The 18304-nt window shown below is 69.2% G+C and carries 14 protein-coding genes and 1 pseudogene; 4 read left to right on the top strand and 11 right to left on the bottom strand.

Annotated elements, in window-relative coordinates; all coding sequences use genetic code 11:
- Positions 1-279 precede the first annotated feature (279 nt).
- The 6 genes and pseudogenes from ACFVYL_RS34400 to xylB all read right to left on the bottom strand — a co-directional run bounded on the left by ACFVYL_RS34400 (position 280) and on the right by xylB (position 7669).
- A complete protein-coding gene (locus ACFVYL_RS34400; RefSeq protein ID WP_389723043.1) occupies positions 280-1803 on the bottom strand; it encodes an aldehyde dehydrogenase family protein in 1524 nt (507 codons plus the stop codon).
- Positions 1804-2073: 270 nt separating this feature from the next.
- Complete coding sequence (locus ACFVYL_RS34395) at positions 2074-3369, bottom strand: GAF domain-containing protein (protein ID WP_389723040.1); 1296 nt, start codon at positions 3367-3369, stop codon at positions 2074-2076.
- Between the two features lie 157 nt (positions 3370-3526).
- Positions 3527-4126 (bottom strand): N-acetylmuramoyl-L-alanine amidase, encoded by a 600-nt coding sequence (locus ACFVYL_RS34390; RefSeq protein WP_389723037.1) that lies wholly within the window; start codon positions 4124-4126, stop codon positions 3527-3529.
- 162 nt (positions 4127-4288) lie between these two features.
- A pseudogene (locus tag ACFVYL_RS34385) lies at positions 4289-4594 on the bottom strand (acetamidase); the annotation flags it as partial.
- 304 nt (positions 4595-4898) lie between these two features.
- A complete protein-coding gene (locus ACFVYL_RS34380) occupies positions 4899-6197 on the bottom strand; it encodes an ROK family protein (RefSeq protein ID WP_389723034.1) in 1299 nt (432 codons plus the stop codon).
- Positions 6198-6211: 14 nt separating this feature from the next.
- Entirely contained in the window at positions 6212-7669 is a 1458-nt protein-coding gene (xylB, locus tag ACFVYL_RS34375) for a xylulokinase (RefSeq protein ID WP_389723031.1), read from the bottom strand.
- A 118-nt stretch (positions 7670-7787) separates the two neighbouring features.
- On the opposite strand from xylB, the gene xylA reads away from it, so the two are divergent.
- Complete coding sequence (gene xylA, locus ACFVYL_RS34370; RefSeq protein ID WP_389723028.1) at positions 7788-8954, top strand: xylose isomerase; 1167 nt, start codon at positions 7788-7790, stop codon at positions 8952-8954.
- Between the two features lie 432 nt (positions 8955-9386).
- Here xylA and ACFVYL_RS34365 read toward each other — a convergent pair whose 3' ends face one another.
- On the bottom strand, positions 9387-10709 hold the full coding sequence (locus tag ACFVYL_RS34365) for an SWF or SNF family helicase (RefSeq protein ID WP_389723026.1): 1323 nt from the start codon (positions 10707-10709) through the stop codon (positions 9387-9389).
- Entirely contained in the window at positions 10706-13597 is a 2892-nt protein-coding gene (locus ACFVYL_RS34360) for a DEAD/DEAH box helicase (protein WP_389723023.1), read from the bottom strand. Before ACFVYL_RS34360 ends, ACFVYL_RS34365 begins: the two co-directional genes overlap by 4 nt.
- A 232-nt stretch (positions 13598-13829) precedes the next feature.
- Here ACFVYL_RS34360 and ACFVYL_RS34355 point away from each other — a divergent pair, with 232 nt between their 5' ends.
- A complete protein-coding gene (locus ACFVYL_RS34355; RefSeq protein ID WP_389723020.1) occupies positions 13830-14882 on the top strand; it encodes a fatty acid desaturase family protein in 1053 nt (350 codons plus the stop codon).
- A gap of 165 nt (positions 14883-15047) precedes the next feature.
- Positions 15048-15230, top strand: coding sequence for a hypothetical protein (locus ACFVYL_RS34350; protein ID WP_363276950.1), 183 nt, complete (start codon positions 15048-15050; stop codon positions 15228-15230).
- 99 nt (positions 15231-15329) lie between these two features.
- Here the strand turns inward: ACFVYL_RS34350 and ACFVYL_RS34345 are convergent, their stop codons facing one another.
- Both ACFVYL_RS34345 and ACFVYL_RS34340 read right to left on the bottom strand, forming a co-directional pair.
- Positions 15330-16154: a hypothetical protein gene (locus ACFVYL_RS34345; protein WP_389723017.1), complete on the bottom strand. Its 825-nt coding sequence runs from the start codon at positions 16152-16154 to the stop codon at positions 15330-15332.
- A gap of 127 nt (positions 16155-16281) precedes the next feature.
- Positions 16282-16587, bottom strand: coding sequence for a hypothetical protein (locus tag ACFVYL_RS34340; protein ID WP_389723015.1), 306 nt, complete (start codon positions 16585-16587; stop codon positions 16282-16284).
- A gap of 99 nt (positions 16588-16686) precedes the next feature.
- Between ACFVYL_RS34340 and ACFVYL_RS34335 the strand changes: the two genes are divergently transcribed.
- Positions 16687-17577: an oxygenase MpaB family protein gene (locus ACFVYL_RS34335; protein ID WP_389723012.1), complete on the top strand. Its 891-nt coding sequence runs from the start codon at positions 16687-16689 to the stop codon at positions 17575-17577.
- On the opposite strand, the gene ACFVYL_RS34330 is transcribed toward ACFVYL_RS34335, so the two are convergent.
- Positions 17568-18167: a class I SAM-dependent methyltransferase gene (locus ACFVYL_RS34330; RefSeq protein ID WP_389723009.1), complete on the bottom strand. Its 600-nt coding sequence runs from the start codon at positions 18165-18167 to the stop codon at positions 17568-17570. The genes ACFVYL_RS34335 and ACFVYL_RS34330 overlap by 10 nt on opposite strands.
- Positions 18168-18304 lie beyond the last annotated feature (137 nt).

Genomic DNA, 18304 nt, shown 5'->3' with positions numbered 1-18304 from the left:
CCTCTTCCGGCACTACGCAAAGTTCCTGGACGGCGTCCGGGAGCAGGCCAACCGGCTGATTGAGCAGTCCATGCAGGAGTGGGACCGCGTCAGCCAGGGCTCGGCACCTGCGGGGTGAGTCGGGACTTGGACCGGAAATAGACCGGAAGAGCTGGTCAGGAGTGGGATAGCGGTGGGAGAAAATGGGAGTTACGACGTAAATCGGGCCCTCCTCTGAGCGGGCCGAGCGGAAGGCGCCTGACCGACAAAAGCCCAGGTCAGGCGCCTTTTTTCGTGCGTCTAGAAGAAGCCGAGCTTCTTCGGTGAGTACGACACCAGGAGGTTCTTGGTTTGCTGATAGTGCTCCAGCATCATCTTGTGCGTCTCGCGGCCGATGCCGGACTGCTTATAGCCACCGAACGCCGCATGGGCCGGATACGCGTGGTAACAGTTCGTCCAGACGCGGCCTGCCTGGATCGAGCGGCCCGCCCGATAGGCGGTGTTGATGTCGCGCGTCCACACCCCCGCCCCGAGCCCGTAGAGCGTGTCGTTGGCGATCTTGATGGCGTCGTCGAAGTCGTTGAACGAAGCGACCGACACGACAGGGCCGAAGATCTCCTCCTGGAAGATCCGCATGCGGTTGTCACCCTCGAAGATCGTCGGCTGGACGTAGTACCCACCGGCCAACTCGCCGTCGTAGTCCACGCGCTGACCACCGGTCAGCACCTTGGCGCCCTCCTGCTGGCCGATGTCCAGATAGGAGAGGATCTTCTCCAGCTGATCGTTGGAGGCCTGCGCGCCGATCATGGTGTCGGTGTCGAGTGGGTGCCCGGCCTTGATCTGCTCGGTGCGCGCGACGGCGGCCTCGAGGAACTCGCCGTAGTGCCCGCGCTGCACCAGGGCCCGTGACGGACAGGTACACACCTCGCCCTGATTGAGGGCGAACATGGTGAACCCCTCCAACGCCTTGTCCCGGAAGTCGTCGTCGGCGGCCCACACGTCGTCGAAGAAGATGTTCGGCGACTTGCCGCCCAGCTCCAGCGTCACCGGTTTGATGTTCTCGGAGGCGTACTGCATGATCAACCGCCCCGTGGTGGTCTCCCCGGTGAAGGCCACCTTGGCGACGCGCGCGCTCGAGGCCAGCGGCTTGCCCGCCTCGACCCCGAACCCGTTGACGATGTTGACCACCCCCGGCGGCAACAGGTCGGCGACCAGGCTCATCCAGTAGTGGATGGAGGCCGGGGTCTGCTCGGCGGGCTTGAGTATGACGGCGTTCCCCGCGGCGAGCGCCGGCGCCAGCTTCCACGTGGCCATGAGGATCGGAAAGTTCCACGGGATGATCTGCGCGACGACACCGAGCGGCTCATGGAAGTGGTACGCGATGGTGTCCTCGTCGACCTCGCTCAGCGACCCTTCCTGTGCGCGGATGACGCCCGCGAAGTACCGGAAGTGGTCGATGGCGAGCGGTATGTCGGCGGCCAGCGTCTCGCGGATCGGTTTGCCGTTCTCCCAGCTCTCAGCGACCGCGAGCTCCTCGAGGTGGGCCTCCATCCGGTCGGCGACCTTTCGAAGGACGTCGGCGCGCTCGGTCACGGAGGTGCGCCCCCACGCGGGCGCCGCCGCGTGCGCCGCGTCGAGGGCCCGCTCGACGTCCTCGGCGGTGCCTCGGGCGATCTCTGTGAAGGTCCGGCCATTGACCGGGCTCGGGTTCTCGAAGTACTGGCCACGGGCTGGCGCCACATACTCGCCGCCGATGAAGTGGTCGTAACGCGACTGGTAGGAGACGATCGCGCCCTCGGTACCGGGCGCTGCGTAACGGGTCATCTTGGCTGGCCTCCCGGGGAAGGCTGCCCGCCCTCGGGCAGCTCTCACTCGGAGGCTAGGAGTACGGACGTTGCGCCGACGTTGCGATGCCTTCCGCTCGGAGGAGAGACACCCGAGACCTCAGCAAGGACGTGTACTGGCTTACGGGCTTCCCGTTTCGAACTTTCGAACGGTTCGTAGAGGGCTGGAGCGGTCTCGCTGATGAAGGGCCGAAGGGCCGCCAATGGCGCGACCACCGAGTTGCAGGAGCGGCGGTGAACGGCGTGCCGTTTACCTGAGCCCCCTCCCCGGCCACCGACCGGACACGTCCGATTCCGATGAGGCCAGCTCCGTGTCGAGCTCCCTCAAGCGAGCCAGCACCGGCGCTGACGGACGCAGCGATGCCAGCGCCCGCCACACCATCAGGTCGTCTTCTCCCCACGGTGCGTGAGCCCAGTCCGCGAGCAGGTCGGGGTCGTTGCGGTCGACGAGGGCCGACCGCAGCTGGTCGGCGAGTCTGCGGCGGAGCCGGACCAGGGCAGGCGCCTGCGACTGGGGCAACAGTGGCCCGGCGTACGCCGCCGCGGCCGCGGTCACCGCCCCCGCCCCCAGACGACGCTCGACGGTGTCGACGTCGCACTCGACGGGGGCCGCCAGCCGGTACGGCCGCGACCGGAGCAACTCGGCCCCGAGAACCCGGCGCAGCCGCGCCAGCTCGGCCCGCAACGTCACCGGCGGCACCGACTCGTCCTCGTACAGCGCACACAGCAACTCGTCCCCGGTCAGCCCCTCCGGATGGCGGGCCAGCAGCACGACGATCTCGCTGTGCCTACGGCTGAGCCGCACCTTGCGCCCACCCACGACGAGCAGTGCCTCGTCCCGGCCCAGAGCGGCCAGCTCTACGGTTTCGCCAGTGCCCATCGATGGGGTGATCAGGGCCAGCTGGCATTCCGCCGCCCGTGCGACCGCCTGCACGAAGGCGAGGCTGTGCGGGTGCGCGAGGCCGTCCCCACCGGTGATGTCGACCGCGCCGATGAGCCGTCCCGTCCGCGGGTCGTGCACGGGAGCCGCCGCGCACGTCCACGGTTGAACGCGCCGCATGAAGTGCTCGGTGGCGAACACCTGGACCGGCCGGTCCTCGGCGACCGCAGTCCCCGGCGCGTTCGTCCCCATGGCGGACTCCGCCCACCGCGCCCCCGGCACGAAGTTCATCCGCCCGGCACGCTGCCGCGTCTGCGGGTGACCCTCGACCCACAACAGCCTGCCCTGCGCGTCGCACACGGCCAGCAGATGCTCCCCATCGGCCGCGAAGGTACCCATCAACTCCCGGAACAGCGGCATCACCCGTGCCAGCGGATGCTCCGCCCGATACGCGCCCAGATCACCGTCGGTCAGCTCCACCGCCGCGCCGGTGCCTTCGGGGCACACTCGCGCCTTGGCCGACCGTCGCCATGAGTCGGCCACCACCGAGCGCACCGGCCGGGAAACCGTCCCCATGTCGGTGAACCTTTCATGGGCCCGGCGCAGCATCCTCACCCGCTCGTCGGGATCAGCACCTGGCTCCAAGGCCACCCATGGATCGGTCAACTTGGCCTCCCGGGACGGCGATGCGGTGCAGCCATCGTCGCCCCGGAGAGGAGAGCCGACAAGGACACGGCACGGGACACGTCCTGAAGCCGGGCAGTGCGGGGAGTTGCTATCCGGGACGCGGAGGAGGCAATCCCATCCCGGGCGTCCGGGTTCTTCAGGCGAAATTGACGAGGCGTAGGTACCGCGACCAGTCCCAGTACGGGCCGGGGTCCGTGTGGTCCGAGCCGGGAACCTCATGGTGGCCGATGATGTGCTCACGGTCCTTGGGGATGCCGTACTTGGAGCAGACAGCCGCGGTCAGAGCGGCGGATTGCTCGTACATCGCGTTGGTGAAGTATTCGGGTTTGTCGACCCACCCTTCGTGCTCGATGCCGATGCTGCGCGTGTTGTAGCTCCAGTTCCCCGCGTGCCAGGCCACGTTGCGCTCGCGGACGCATTGGGCGATGTGGCCGTCCTGGGAGCGCACCACATAGTGGGCCGAGACCTGTTTCGCCGGGTTCTTGAAGATGGCGAGTGTGTCCGCGTACGTCTCCTGAGTGACGTGGATGACCACGTAGTCGATGGGATAGGTGCTGGGCCGGCTGGCGGCCGTGTAGTTGGAACTGCTGGCCGGAACCGATTCGGCCAGGGGATAGTCGACCGCTCGGGCCTGGGCGCCGGCCCGGGTGGCGGGCAGGAGCGCTGCGGGTACGGCGGCGGCGACCGCGCCCTGCAACAGCCGACGTCTGCTCGGGGAGCGTCTTTCTCGATCCATGACTGGCCTGCCTCTCGGTGGGGGGAACGGCTGGACTGGCGCTGTACTTCAGAAGCCCACTGCATTGGTGGTGCCCCCTGGCTTGGAGGGACCACCGCATTGGAGTAGCCGCAGCGCCGGACACCGGGCGGGAGGAGCTGCCCTGCCGACAGACGCTGGGTGCTAGGAGGGGCGGTGAACCGCCACGTTCCGCAACGAGACGGCTGTCTCGCGCAGCTGCGTGTGCAGTCCACGGTGAGTCTCACGCGCGGGAAGCCATTCCTTGCGGATCTTGGCCGCGCAGGTGTAGTTGGTGTCGCAGATGTTGGCGAGCGGGGACTCGACGGTCTGGGTCGCGAACTGATAGGCGTCCAGCTCGCTCAAGCCGTAGTCACGGGCGAGCCACTGCACCAGGTCGAGCTGGGATATTCGGAAAGCGTCCTCAAGAGGGCGCGCCGAACCGGTCGAGATGATGTCCGTGTCGGACTGTCGCACGGTCAAGACCCGGGAATCACTCATCGGTGCCTCGCTCCACTCCGGCCGGATCGCTCGTCGGTCCGGCCGGACGGGCCGCGAAACAGGTTCTCGCGAAGCCTGACAGCTCGCAGCTCGCACTCGTGCCCAGCGCTGGTTTCCCCCGACATCGAATCCCCCGATCTGCGTCGGCACCGCCTCGCTGTCCCTGCCACCAGGGCAGCTGCGCCTCGCGTGAATTACGGTACGGCGCCTGCTGGTTGAGGCGAAAGGGCGTAGCTCGGATCTGTGTACAGCAGCGTGATTGTGGATATCCCGGTCACCCGTTCGGGTCACCGGCGGACGTCAGCGGGGCTCGCGCCCGCCCGGCACGCCCGCCCGGCACGCCCGCACCCGACGCTGAGCCCGAGCCCGAGCTCACGCTCAAACCCACCGGATCATCCAGTACTGCCCGCGCCACCGAGTGCGCCGCGCCGAGCAGAGGCCCGTCAGGGCCGAGACCGGAGACCGTCACCCCGCAGGCCCGGCCTGCCGTCCTCGCTGCCAGCTCCCGCTCGACAGCGGGCAACAGCCATGGTGCGAGACGAGACAGCGCGCCGCCGAGCGTCACCGCCTGCGGGTCCAGCAGGTTGACGGCGCCGGTGAGAGCGATGCCGAGTGCCGTCCCGGCGTCGTGCAGCGCCCGCCGCACTGCCGCGTCGCCAGCGGAGGCGCGCTCGGCGAGAAGTTCGCTCCGCTCAGCGCCGGGCTCCAGGCCCGCGGCGCGCAGCACGGCCTCCTCGCCCGCGTACTGCTCCAGGCAGCCCCGTCCTCCGCAAGGGCACGCAGGTCCATCGGGTTGTACGGGCACGTGGCCCACTTCGCCGGCGAAGCCGTGCGTGCCGCGCAGCAGCTGCCCGTCGACGACGAGCGCGGCGCCAATGCCGATCTCCGCCGAGACATGGAGGAAGTTCTCGGACGATTCCTCGCCGAGCCACAACTCCGCGAGTGCGCCGAAGTTGGCTTCGTTGTCCACGGTCAACGGCAGTTCGGTGGGCAGAAGCCTGCCCAGGTCGATGTCGTGCCAGCCGAGGTTGGGTGCGCGCACGACCGTTCGTGCGTCGCGCGCCACCAGACCGGGAACGGCCACCGCGAGGCCCGCGGGGGACAGGCCGGCCTGCCGGGCCTCGGCGTTCACCTGCTCCACCAGGATGGAGAGTTCCTCCAGCACCGGCACGGGGGATCGCCCGCGATTCCGGGCCGGCCGCACGACGCGTGCGCGGGTTTCGCCCCTCAGGTCGACTGCGCACGCGGCGAGATGGTCGACACCCACTTCGGCGCCGATGCCGACGGGCCCCCGCGCGCTGACCGCGAGGGCGGATCCCGGGCGCCCTACCCGCGCCGGACGCTCCGGGCCGAGCTCGTCCAGGAAACCCGCGCGGATCAATTCATCCACGAGGGTGGAGATGGCGGCACGCGTGAGGCCGATGTGTGAGGCCACGGCAGCACGGGACAGCGGTCCGTGAGCGGCCACGGCGTGCATCACCCGCGAGAGGTTGCGACGGCGCATCGCCTGCTGGGTGTCGGGCAACCGCGCGCCGGACGTGGCGCGGCGCTCGTCGTGCAGTGGTGCGGTCATGCCTCGGTCATTCCTCACTCCCCGTGGGGCACCCTGTCCAGGAGCGGCGCCGCGTCGGAGAGTACCCCGGAGATCCGGGACAGCGTCGTTTCGTCCCGCTCCACGGGGTCGAGCACGGGGCCCCGGGCGGTGTCCCAGCGCCGCGCGATCGCGCCCGGGTCCTCGCCGGTCAGCAGGCCCGCCGCCTGCGCCGCCGCGCCGAGCGCGACCAACTCCTGGGCCTCGGGGACCTGGACGGGGCGTCCGGAGAGACGACGTACGGTGTGCTGCCAGGCCGCCCCGCGTGCCCCGCCGCCGATGAGCAGCAGCGGGGACGAGCGGTCGGCGTCCGGGGCCAGGACCAGGTCGAGCGCCCCGAGCAGTGAGTGCACGGCCCCGTCGTATGCGGCCTGCAACAGCTGTCCGGGCGTCGTGTCGTGCCGCAGGCCGTGCAGCACTCCTGAGGAGTGGGGCAGATTCGGCGTGCGCTCGCCGTCCAGATAGGGCAGGAGGGTCACCGAACCGTCCGGCTCCACCGCCTCGCGGTCCATATGCAGCAGCTCGGCGACCCGGTCCACGGCCAGCGTGCAATTGAGCGTGCAGGCCAGCGGCAGCCACGCGCCGCGTGCGTCGGCGAAGCCCGCGACCGTGCCGGTCGGGTCCGCGGGACGGTTCTCCGAGACCGCGTACACGGTGCCCGAAGTGCCGAGGCTCACTACCGGTGTCCCGGGATGCAGCCCGAGCCCCAGGGCGGCTGCCGCGTTGTCGCCGGTGCCGGGTGCGATCAGGGTGCCTCTGGAGAAGGGCAGGTCGTCACCGCTGTCGCGGACTGTACCGACGACCTCGCCCGGGCGGGCGACACGGGGCAGCAACGCCGGATCAAGGCCCACCATGTCGAGGATGCCCTCGTCGTACTGCTCTGTGCCCGAAGCCCACCACCCGGTTCCGGAGACGTCGCCGCGGTCCGTCGTGCCGAGCCCGGTGAGGCGCTCCGTGAGGTAGTCGTGGGGCAGGCGTACGGCAGCGGTGGCGCGGGCCACGGCGGGTTCGTGCTCGGTGAGCCAGGCCCACTTCGTGATGGTGAAGGACGGCCCCGGGACGCTGCCGACCCGATCGGCCCATACCTTGGGACCACCGAGACGCTCGACGAGGCTCCGCGCCTGGGGGGCGGACCGTACATCGTTCCAGAGCAAGGCCGGCCGCACGGCGTTGCCGTCCTTGTCGAGCGTGACGAGCCCGTGCTGTTGGCCGCCGATCGAGATCGCCGCGGCCTCCCGAGCCGCTCGCCCGCACTGGTGAAGCGCCGTGCACAGCGCGTCCCACCACTCCTGCGGGTCGCTCTCGCGGTGTTCGCCCGTGCTGACGCGGTGCGAGGCCTGTCCGCTCGCGACGACCCGGCCGGTGGCCGAGTCGACGACAAGGGCCTTGGTGGACTGCGTGGAGCTGTCCACCCCGACGACGAGCGGGCCCTGGGCCGTGGGCGCTGATGACATGACGGTCTCCGTTTCTGCGACTTCCCCGGGTATGCCCCGCAGTCGCCTCCTCTTCCCAGCGGCGCCCTCGGATACTAATTTGTAAACGGCCATGACGAAATAGGTGAGGGAGCCGCACATGAACTACCAGCCCATTCCCGAGGACAAGTTCAGCTTCGGCCTGTGGACCGTTGGCTGCCAGGGCAGGGATCCGTTCGGGGACGCCACGAGGGCCGCGCTCGACCCGGCCGACTCGGTGCGCCACCTCGCCGAACTGGGTGCCTACGGAGTGACGTTCCATGACGACGACCTCATCCCGTTCGGGTCGTCCGAAACGGAGCGCGAAGGGCACATCAAGCGTTTCCGGCAGGCGCTCGACGCGACGGGCCTCGTCGTCCCGATGGCCACCACGAACCTCTTCACCCACCCCGTCTTCAAGGACGGCGCGTTCACTGCCAACGACCGCGACGTACGGCGGTACGCCCTGCGCAAGACGATCCGCAACATCGACCTCGCGGTGGAGCTGGGTGCACACACCTATGTCGCGTGGGGCGGCAGGGAGGGAGCGGAATCTGGCGCCGCAAAGGACGTGGGCAACGCACTCGACCGTATGAAGGAGGCTTTCGACCTGCTCGGCGAGTACGTGACCACCCAGGGCTACGACCTGAGGTTCGCGATCGAACCGAAGCCGAACGAGCCGCGCGGTGACATTCTGCTGCCCACCGTCGGCCACGCCCTAGCGTTCATCGAGCGCCTGGAGCGGCCGGAACTGTTCGGCGTCAACCCTGAAGTGGGCCACGAACAGATGGCGGGCCTGAACTTCCCGCACTCCATCGCCCAGGCGCTGTGGGCGGACAAGCTCTTCCACATCGACCTCAACGGCCAGACCGGCATCAAGTACGACCAGGACCTGCGGTTCGGTGCCGGCGATCTGCGCAGCGCCTTCTGGTTGGTGGACCTTCTGGAACGGAGCAGATACGACGGGCCGCGACACTTCGACTTCAAGCCGCCGCGCACGGAGGACTACGAAGGAGTGTGGGCTTCGGCCGCAGGCTGCATGCGCAACTACCTGATCCTCCGCGAACGTTCGGCTGCCTTCCGAGCCGACCCTGAAGTTCGTGAGGCGCTGCGCGCCGCCCGCCTGGACGAACTGGCGGTCCCCACAGCCGACGACGGGCTCTCCGGCCTACTCGCCGACAGGAACGCCTACGAGGCATTCGATGTAGAGGCGGCCGCAACGCGCGGCATGGCCTTCGAGCGCCTCGACCAGCTGGCCATGGACCACCTTCTGGCGGCCCGGAACTGAGTGCTCCGCCGGTGCCCCCCGGTGTTCATCGGCAGCGTGCCGGTGAACACCAGCGGGCGCGCCGGCGGCGCCTCCTGCGAGGGGCAGGAAGCGCCGCCGTCAACCACCGGTCCGATCAGCACCCGAGGGGCGCGGCGCCCGGTCAACCCCCTTCAGATAGGTCGTGCGGACAGAGCTGACGTATCCGATGCCCCGCTGTCGAGCCTGGGAAGGTTCTTGCGGCCAGACCTTCCCGAGCCGACGTGATCCACGCTCGCTGATGACATGGCCGCGCTCAATCGCTGGGCAGGGTGAGCGCGTGCGCCGGTGTTCCCGGCGTACGGATGCCTGGCGGAAACGCGCCGGTGAACGACCCACGTGTTTCGGCCATCCATCACCCACCATCCGTCATCTTCCGCATGACGCACCCGGTTCATGGGCCGGTCCCTCGCGTCACTCTCGTCCGGTGGCCACGGCCAGCGCCGTCGCCGGGTCGTTGGCAGCCGGGCCCGCGGGCGTCCAACGGCCCCGCTCCTTGCGGTAGGGCCACCAGCGGCCGTCGCGTCCGTGACGGAGTTGTGCGTCCGTGCCGACCACAGTCCACCGGTTGTCGGCCGCGCGCAGCCGGGGGCGTTCGTCCTCTTCCCAGGCAGCGTCCAGCGCGGCACGCGCGCGTGCCAGTGCCTCATCCCGCGGTGCCCATTGTTCTTCGAGGACATGGAGTGCCGCGCGTCCCCCGTACCTCCACGCCCGCACGGCGAGTGCGAGGCCATCTCGGCCGCGTCCGAATGCCTCCGCGAGCCGAGCCTCGATCACACTGCCGGGCTCGCCGGCTGCCAACCGCACGGCGTCCTCACCGCAAGTCAACTCGTTCTCGACAGGCAGGTCTTCGTGCCCGGCAGTAAGTGCGTCCGCCAGCATCCTGTACGCCTCGACAGCCGCCTGCGCGGCCAGGAACTCGACCGCCGACACGTCGAGACCTGGCGCGGGCTCCGCCTCCGTGTCGAGTGCCGGCGGCAGACCCGGCTCCGCGGGCAGCGGCGGCAGCGCGGGCAACGGGGGGAGGACGGCGCCGTCCGCGTAGGCCTCCGCGGCGCTGACACCCTCTGGGACGGCCTCCTGGGCACCGTCCTCGTGCTCCGGCGCGTCAGCCGAGGTGATGCTCCGCACCTGCAGCTCGTCGAGGAGTATCCGCTCTCCACGCCCTCGCATCAGCAGCAGCACGAAAGGGTCTTCGTCGAGGAGGCGTGCCACCTGATAGCAGAGTGCTGCCGTGTGCCCGCAGTGGTCCCACGCGTCGCAGTCGCACTCCGGCTCCAGGTCGCCGATGGCCGGCAGGAGTTCGACGCCGGCCGCCGCGGAGTCCTCCACCAGATGGGGTGGCATTTCGCGGTCGAGGAGCGCCGCGATGTGCCCGGCCCGTTCGACCGCCATGGACAGGAAGCGGTCCCACTCCTCGGAGCTCAGCTCCTGCAGCAGGACATCGGAGCGGTGCGGTGTGCCGTCAGGGTCCTTGACGACCGCCGTGATCCGGCCGGGTCGCACCGAGACCGCCCCCACGGCACCCGCGCGCGCCAGCCTGCGGCCCGCTTTGAGTTGCTGCAGGTCGAGTGCCGTGTCTTCCAGGGCCTTCAGCCAGGCCTGGCCCCACCAGCTCTGCGCGAAGCCCTTGCCGTGCGCTGGTGGCAACGCCGCGAACGTGCGCTCTTCGGCCTGCATGCCCGCGCGCGGGTCGTCGTCCGCGGTACCGAACAACTCGTCATGGATGTCACTCATCGCGTGCCCCCTCGCAGCTCCACCAGATCCGACAGTTCGGCGTCGGTCAGCTCGGTCAGAGCGGACTCGCCGGACCCGAGGACGGCGTCCGCCAACTCCCGCTTGCGCAGCAGCATGTCGGCGATGCGGTCCTCGATGGTTCCTTCCGCGATCAGCCGGTGTACCTGCACCGGCTGTGTCTGCCCGATGCGGTACGCGCGGTCGGTGGCCTGAGCCTCGACTGCGGGGTTCCACCAGCGGTCGTAGTGCACGACGTGTTCCGCGCGTGTCAGGTTCAAGCCCGTTCCCGCCGCCTTCAGAGACAGCAGGAACACCGGTACGGCACCGTCCTGGAAGCGTTGCACCATCGCTTCCCGCTGCGCGACCGACGTGCCGCCGTGCAGGAACTGCGAGGGAACACCGCGGGTCGACAGGTGCCGCTCGATGAGCCGCGCCATCTGCACGTACTGAGTGAAGACGAGCACACTCGCGCCTCCGGCGAGGATCGTGTCGAGCAACTCGTCGAGCAGTTCGAGCTTTCCGGAGCGTCCGGCAATCCGGGGCCGGTCCTCCTTGAGGTACTGCGCGGGGTGGTTGCAGATCTGCTTGAGACCTGTGAGGAGCTTGACGATCAGCCCTCTGCGGGCGATGCCGTCGGCACCGGAGATGTCCGCGAGCGTCTCCCGCACCACGGCTTCGTAGAGGCCCGCTTGTTCCGTGCTGAGTGAGACGGCGCGATCGGTCTCCGTCTTCGGTGGGAGTTCGGGTGCGATCCCCGGATCCGATTTGCGGCGGCGCAGGAGGAACGGGCGTACGAGCTGTCCGAGCCGCTCGGCGGCGGTCGGGTCTGTGCCGCCCTCCACGGCCTGGGCGTAACGCGTGCGGAAGGTCCCGAGCTTGCCCAGCAGGCCCGGTGTCGTCCAGTCCAGGATGGCCCACAGCTCGGAGAGGTTGTTCTCTACCGGGGTGCCGGTCAGTGCCACACGCGCCCGTGTCCCGATCGTGCGCAGCTGCTTGGCCGTGGCCGAGTAAGGGTTCTTGACGTGCTGGGCCTCGTCAGCGACGACCATGCCCCAGGAGGTCTGCCCGAGCTTCTCGGTGTCGAGCCGCATCGTGCCGTAGGTGGTGAGCACGAACTCGCCGTCTGCCAGGCCTTCCAGGCTGCGTTGGCCGCCGTGGAAGCGGCGGACCGGTGTGCCGGGCGCGAACTTCTCGATCTCGCGCTGCCAGTTGCCCATCAGCGACGTCGGACAGACCACCAGCGTGGGTCCCGTTGACTGCTCCTGCGTCTGACGATGCAGATGCAACGAGATCAGAGTGATCGTCTTGCCGAGGCCCATGTCGTCGGCGAGGCAGGCGCCGAGACCGAGGGAGGTCATCCGCGCCAGCCAGTTCAGACCGCGCAACTGGTAGTCCCGCAGTTCGGCGGAGAGCGCCTGCGGTTGGCCGACGGGGTCCATGCCCTCCGGGTCGGCGAGTCGTTCGCGCAGCGTGGCGAGCCAGCCCGTCGGCTGCACGTCGACGCGCTCTCCGCCGATCTCGGCCGAGCCGGTCAGTGCGGCGCTGAGGGCATCGATCGGGGTGACCTTGTGGTCGTGCCGGTCGCGGGCGCGACGCGCCTCTTCGGGGTCGATGAGCACCCACTGGTCGCGCAGGCGGACCACCGGACGGTTGGCCTCGGCGAGGCGGTCCAGCTCTGCACGTGTCAGCTGCTGACCGCCCAGAGCGAAGCGCCAGTTGAAGGCGAGCAGCGCATCGGCGGACAGGAAGGACGGTGTGTCCGAGGAGAGCTTGTGCGGGCCCTTGTCGTGGCCGTCGCCCTCCTCGTCCGAAGGGCCGATGACCGCGCGCGCCGTAAGGCTGCGTGCCAGTTCCTTGGGCCAGTGCACGTCGACGCCGGCGACGGCCAGCGCACGGGTGCCTTCGCCCAGGAGTGCCGTGACATCCTCGTCGGCCAGCTCGATCGCGTCGGGCACGGTGGCCGAGAGCAGCGGGGCGAGCGGCGGCCACGCACGCGTGGCACGACGCAGAGCGAGCAGGGCATCCATGCGTGAACGTGGCCCGAAGGCTTGTCCCAAGGCCCCGGAGTCGGCCCAGACCTCGGCGGCGTCCGCGACGAGAGAGGGGTCGCTGACACTGTGGAGCTGCGGGACGGCGCGGAACGGCAGACGGGTGCCGTCCTCGGCTGCCGAGGCGAGGCCGGGAATCTCCACGCGCAACGAGATGCGGACACCGGCGTCGTGTCCGGCCGCCACATCCAGGGCCCAGGCGCGCTGTTCGGGGACACGCTGGGGCTCCGGCGCGGCGAAGACGGGGCCGCCCGACGCCAGAGGCGCCGCGGGGGAGCGCGGAAGGGTGTCGGCCACGGCATCGAGAAACTGGCGCAGCAGGCGCTCCGGCTCGGGCAGCCGCAGCGGAACACTGTCGTCCAACGGCAGCGCGTGGGCGGCCGGTGGCATCGCTGCGGCCAGCTCACGCAGCCGCTGGAGGCCCTCGGCGCCCAACGGTCCCGTACGCCAAGCGTCGTGATCGCCGGCGGTCAGACCAGGCAACAGCAATCCTCGAGCGGCCAGCTGCAGTGCCAGCACGCCCGCCGTACCCCAGAAGGCACCTGTCGGATGCGTCTCGGTCGCGACACGCGCGCGCGTGAGGACCGGCAATGCGGCGCGGACAGGCAGCAGTACCGCGGACACGGTGACGAGCTCGATGCCTTCGTCCCCCGGTACGGCGACCGTCAGTTCTTCGACAGAGCCGACGGAGGTGTCCGGGGGGCCCGTGCCGTCAGGGCGCCAGAAGGCGACGCGTCCGTCGCGGGGAGGGTCGGCAGGCACGAAAAGGATGGAACAGCGGGACAGTTCGGGGATCTCGGAGGGGGACACGACAGGGGGCCTGTGCACAGCGAGACGCATTCCTCAAATTTGACTACCGACCAGAGCGCCCGAGAGTACAGCAGGACGACAGCTTGGGTGCAGCAGGATGTCGGTGATTCAGGTCACTTCCCGGCGCGGGGTGTAGCCAGCCCCCCTGTTGAGCGGTGCTGACCCCCGGTCGCACACGGGTGGTGCCGCCATGGCTGCCGAGGGTTACCGGTCCGTACGTTCTATGAGGTCAGCCCGTCGTCACGAAGACCGGAGACCCACCATGTCCCAGGCCGCGGCAGTCGCGGAACGCTCCCCAGCCGACCTTGGCAGGAAGAGCACCGGAAGTGATTTCGCGCCTCTCTTGCGCACGGTCAAGGAGCAGGGCCTCTTGGACCGCCGCGTGGGCTGGTATGCGCGCACCATCGCGGTCAACGGCCTCGCCTTGGTGGCTGTGGGCGTCGGGATGTTCCTCCTCGGATCCTCGTGGTGGGTGCTGCTGCTCGCCCCCGTACTGTCCGTCCTGTGCGCCCGGACGGCGTTCATCGGCCATGACGCGGGTCATTCGCAGATATCCGGAAGCCGGTCCGTCAGTCGTGCCATCGGCCTCGTGCACGGCAACCTCCTGCTCGGGATGAGCTCGGCCTGGTGGAACGACAAGCACAACAGGCACCACGCCAACCCCAACCACATCGAGAAGGACCCCGATGTCGCCGCGGACGTCCTCGTGTGGACCAGCAGGCAGGCCAAGGTCCGGGTGGGATTCCGGCGTTGGCTCACCCGCAACCAGGCCTGGCTGTTCTTCCCACTGACGCTCCTCCAGGGCGTCGCCATGAAGATCTACGGCTTCAAGGACCTGCGTCGGCAGGACGCGCGCGAGCGTGTGGTGGAAGGCATCCTGCTCGTCGCCCACCTCGTCGGCTACGTGACGCTGCTGCTCGCCGCCATGCCCATCGGCCAGGCCATCGCCTTCGCTGCCGTCCATCAGGCGTTGTTCGGCCTGCATCTCGGGCTGGCCTTCGCGCCCAACCACAAGGGCATGGAAATGCCGGATCCCGATGGCGAACGGTGGGGGCACCTGCGTCGCCAGGTGCTCACTTCGCGCAACATCCGAGGCGGCCTGGCGACTGACTGGTTCCTCGGCGGCCTCAACTACCAGATCGAGCATCACCTGTTCCCCAGCATGCCCCGCCCGCACCTCCGGCTCGCCCAACCCGTCGTGCGCGCCCACTGCGCCGCCGTGAGCATGTCCTACACAGAGGCCGGATTCGCCGACTCCTACCGGCAGGTGCTGCGCCACATGTACGAAGTCGGCGAGCCTCTCCGCGTCGAGTAGGGCGGATACGGTGCTCGTGCGGGCCGAAGGCCGGAAGCAAGCAGCTCGGTGACCAGTAGGGGCCACAGCTCAGGGTTCTCTCAGGGGTGCGGTTCGGAACTGGGGGAGGGCCGATCCCGTTCTCCAAGACAGAGAGCGGCGAGAGCCGCGGAGGAGGCAACACACATGTCGAAGAACGCGAAAATCGCCGCGGGAGGCGTGGCGGCCGGAATCATTCTGCTGATCTGGCTGCCGTGGTGGGCCGCACTCCTGATCGTGCTCGGGGTCCCCGCGGCCGCCTACCTGACCCTCGATCCCGGTCAGCGGCGCAGGCTGCGGCGCGTCACGCGTAAGGAGATAGGCCACTGAGGCCGCGCGGGCCGCGCCGTGAGGCAGCCAGCTCTGGACTGCGTTCCCCCTGCTGAAGCGTGTGACCGAGCGGTCGCGTGCGTGCGCTGACGACCGTAGTCAGGAAGGGCGGACCGCCATCTTGTCGAGGGCCTCCAGCAACGCGGGAAGCTCGGGACCCCGGCCCACCGGCAACACCTCTCCCGGTTCCTCGTCCAGCAGTACGAACGCGATGTCGTCGGTCCTGGCGACCATGGACCAGCCGGGGCCGTCGGCCCGCAGCGTGCGTGCGTCACCCGAGGCGAAGGACGACCGCACTCGGCCCAGGGGCGGGGGAGTGTCCACGTAGGCCCGGGCTTCCGCCAGGACACGCCGGACACCGGTCAGAGGCGCGGCTTCGGAGTTGTCCGGGGCATCCTCCGGTACTCCGTCCGCAGCGAAGTCGGCGTCGTCGATCTGTCCCCGCCAAGCTGCCCACTGCAGCGCTATCTCGTCGGCCCCCAGCCGCCGCTGAGCCGGACCCCACGTCTTGGATGTCGGTGGCGCGAGCGGTGGCCGCTCGGTGTCCTCGGGGTCGGGCTCCGGGTCGTGCGGAGCCGGCACTCCCGGGGCTGCAACGGCGACGGCGAGAGGCCAGCCGGGCAGTGCGGTGACCACTGTGCGGTCGTCGGGGGACAGGTCGTACTCCATGCCGCAGTCCCAGGAAGCGATCGCCACGGCCACGAGGGAGACGTCATCGACGACCACCGTCCAGCGCGCGCCCTCCCCGTCCTGGCCGAGCACCAGTCCGTACCCCGCGGTGAGCGGTGCGAGGCCGAGCGCCGCGCACGCCTCCGGATAGTCGTCGCCCAGCACGCTGGGGAATTTCGCGGGTGTCAGGAGCACCGCCGTCAGCACGTACAGCGCGTCGTCTTCGGCGGCGACAGCGTCGTCCGTTCCGGCCATGCCTGCCTCCCCATCGCTTCACCTGTCGGCGCACCCTAACCACTTGCCCCAGAGATCGTCGAGGGTGGATGACCAGGAAATTCACCAGGACATCGCTTCGCTCGACGGTAGTGGTGCGGACGCGGACTCAAGCGGCGGGCAACCCGAGGAGCGAACGGGCGACGTCCCGCGGGGACTCGTCGCGTTCGCGCGCGAGAGCGATGACAGCTCGGCAGGCCAGTTCGCTGACGCCGAACGACAGTGCTTCGGGAGAGACCCAGCCCGCGGCTTCGTCCATCTCGTCCTGATCGTCCTCGGCGCTCGCCGCCACGTAGACGGCGGCAGCTTCGAAGAGGTTGTGTGCGCGCCTGGGGCTGCTGTGCCCTTGGATGCGATCGTTCTCGTCCCGCGCCGGCTTCTTGGCGCGCCATAACTTGCGCAGTCCATCGATCATGTGGTCTACCTTCCCCCGATGCGGTTGGTACAGCCGCACGCTTGCCTACTGCCCATCAACGTAGGGTTAGTGTTCCGGTGGCATAAGGGGGACCACACGGTGAAGCGTTTCGAACGGCTCCAGCAGATCCGGCGCCTCGATCCGGAGCGGGACTTCCTCGAGATCTACCGACTCACCACGACCTTCGAGTTTCCGTGGGACTACACACGCGCACTCGAACTCGCGCTATACCGCACGTACGCGGTTCCCAGCATCGGCCGACTGCTTGCACAGACAGCCGAGCTGACGGGGCGTACGCAGAAGAGATACGACGACACAGCGCTCCTCCTCGACTCCATCCTGGAACACGGCTTCACGAGCGAAACCGGCCGCACGGCCATCCGCCGCATCAACCAGATGCACCGCAGCTATGACATCAGCAACGACGACATGCGCTACGTACTGTGTACGTTCGTGGTGGTGCCGAAGCGATGGATCAATGCCTACGGCTGGCGCAGGCTCTCCCATCACGAGATGGCCGCGGCTGCCGCGTACTACCGCACCCTCGGGCAGCACTTCGGCATCAGAGAGATTCCTGGCTCCTACGAAGAGTTCGAACAGTGCCTCGACGACTACGAAGAGGCACACTTCGGCTGGGACCAAGGGGCGCGGGAGGTGTCCGACGCGACCCTGGACCTGATGGCCTCGTGGTACCCCAACGCCTTGGCGCCCCTGCTGCGCAGGTCGACTCTGGCGTTGCTCGACGAGCCGCTGCTGCGAGCGTTCCGGTACGAACAGCCAGGTGTGATCGCCCGCTCGGTGGTCAGGGGCGCGGTACGGCTGAGAGGGCGCGCGGTGCGCCTCATGCCGCCGCGCAGCACGCCGCACTACGCGCGACAGAACCGCGAGGTCAAGGGCTACCCCGACGGGTACGAGGTTGCCGAGCTCGGTTCGTTCCCCGTCCCCGGTGTCCGCGGTTGCCCGTTTCCGCGGCGGTCCGCTCAGTCCTGACGTACCGCCAGCGCGAGGAACCGGGCATCCTCGTCGACGTACGACGTCATGAGCCAGCCGGACCCCGCCAGCAGCGGACCGAGATTGGCCTCAGCCCGCAGATCTTCCGGAGTGATCTGCCGTCCCTGTCGCGCCGCGAGCGCTGCTCTGCCGATGGGGTGGAAGAGGGCAAGCAGCCCGCCAGGACGTACCACGCGTCGCAACTCCCTGAGATTCTCGGCGGGATCGGCCAGATGGGCGATGAGTCCGGCGCCGAAGACGGCGTCGAGGCTCTGAGCGCGCAGCGGCAGGCGCGCCACGTCGGCGCGCAGAAGCTGCCCGTCGTGGTGCCTGCCCGCGCGTGTCGCGGCCTCGAGCATGGCCGGCGTCAGGTCCGCGCCCAGCACCACCCCGGAAGGCCCCACGGCGTTCCTGAGGGCCGGCAGGGCGCGCCCGGTCCCGCACCCGGCGTCGAGCACGGACGAGCCCGGGCGAAGTGACAGCTCGTCGACGGCGGCCCGATAGGCGGGCCCGTCGTCGGGGAAACGGGCGTCCCAGTCGGCTGCGCGGGCGGTGAAGAACTCTTGGACCTTCGTGTGGTCGTCGCTCATGTGACCCATGATCCCGCAAGCAGGCGCACGTGCGTTGGGTGCACTCGTTCGAGCGTGACGCGGTCGTTCAGGGTCCTCTCTCTGTCATATTCCGGCAGCTTTCGAACTGCGCCCCCGTTGTGCGCCCCGGGTCGGAC

It is taken from the genome of Streptomyces sp. NPDC058308 (assembly GCF_042880275.1).
Lineage (GTDB): Bacteria > Actinomycetota > Actinomycetes > Streptomycetales > Streptomycetaceae > Streptomyces.
The sequence above is the reverse complement of the archived record's forward strand: the minus strand, read 5'-3'. Positions and strand labels throughout refer to the sequence as shown.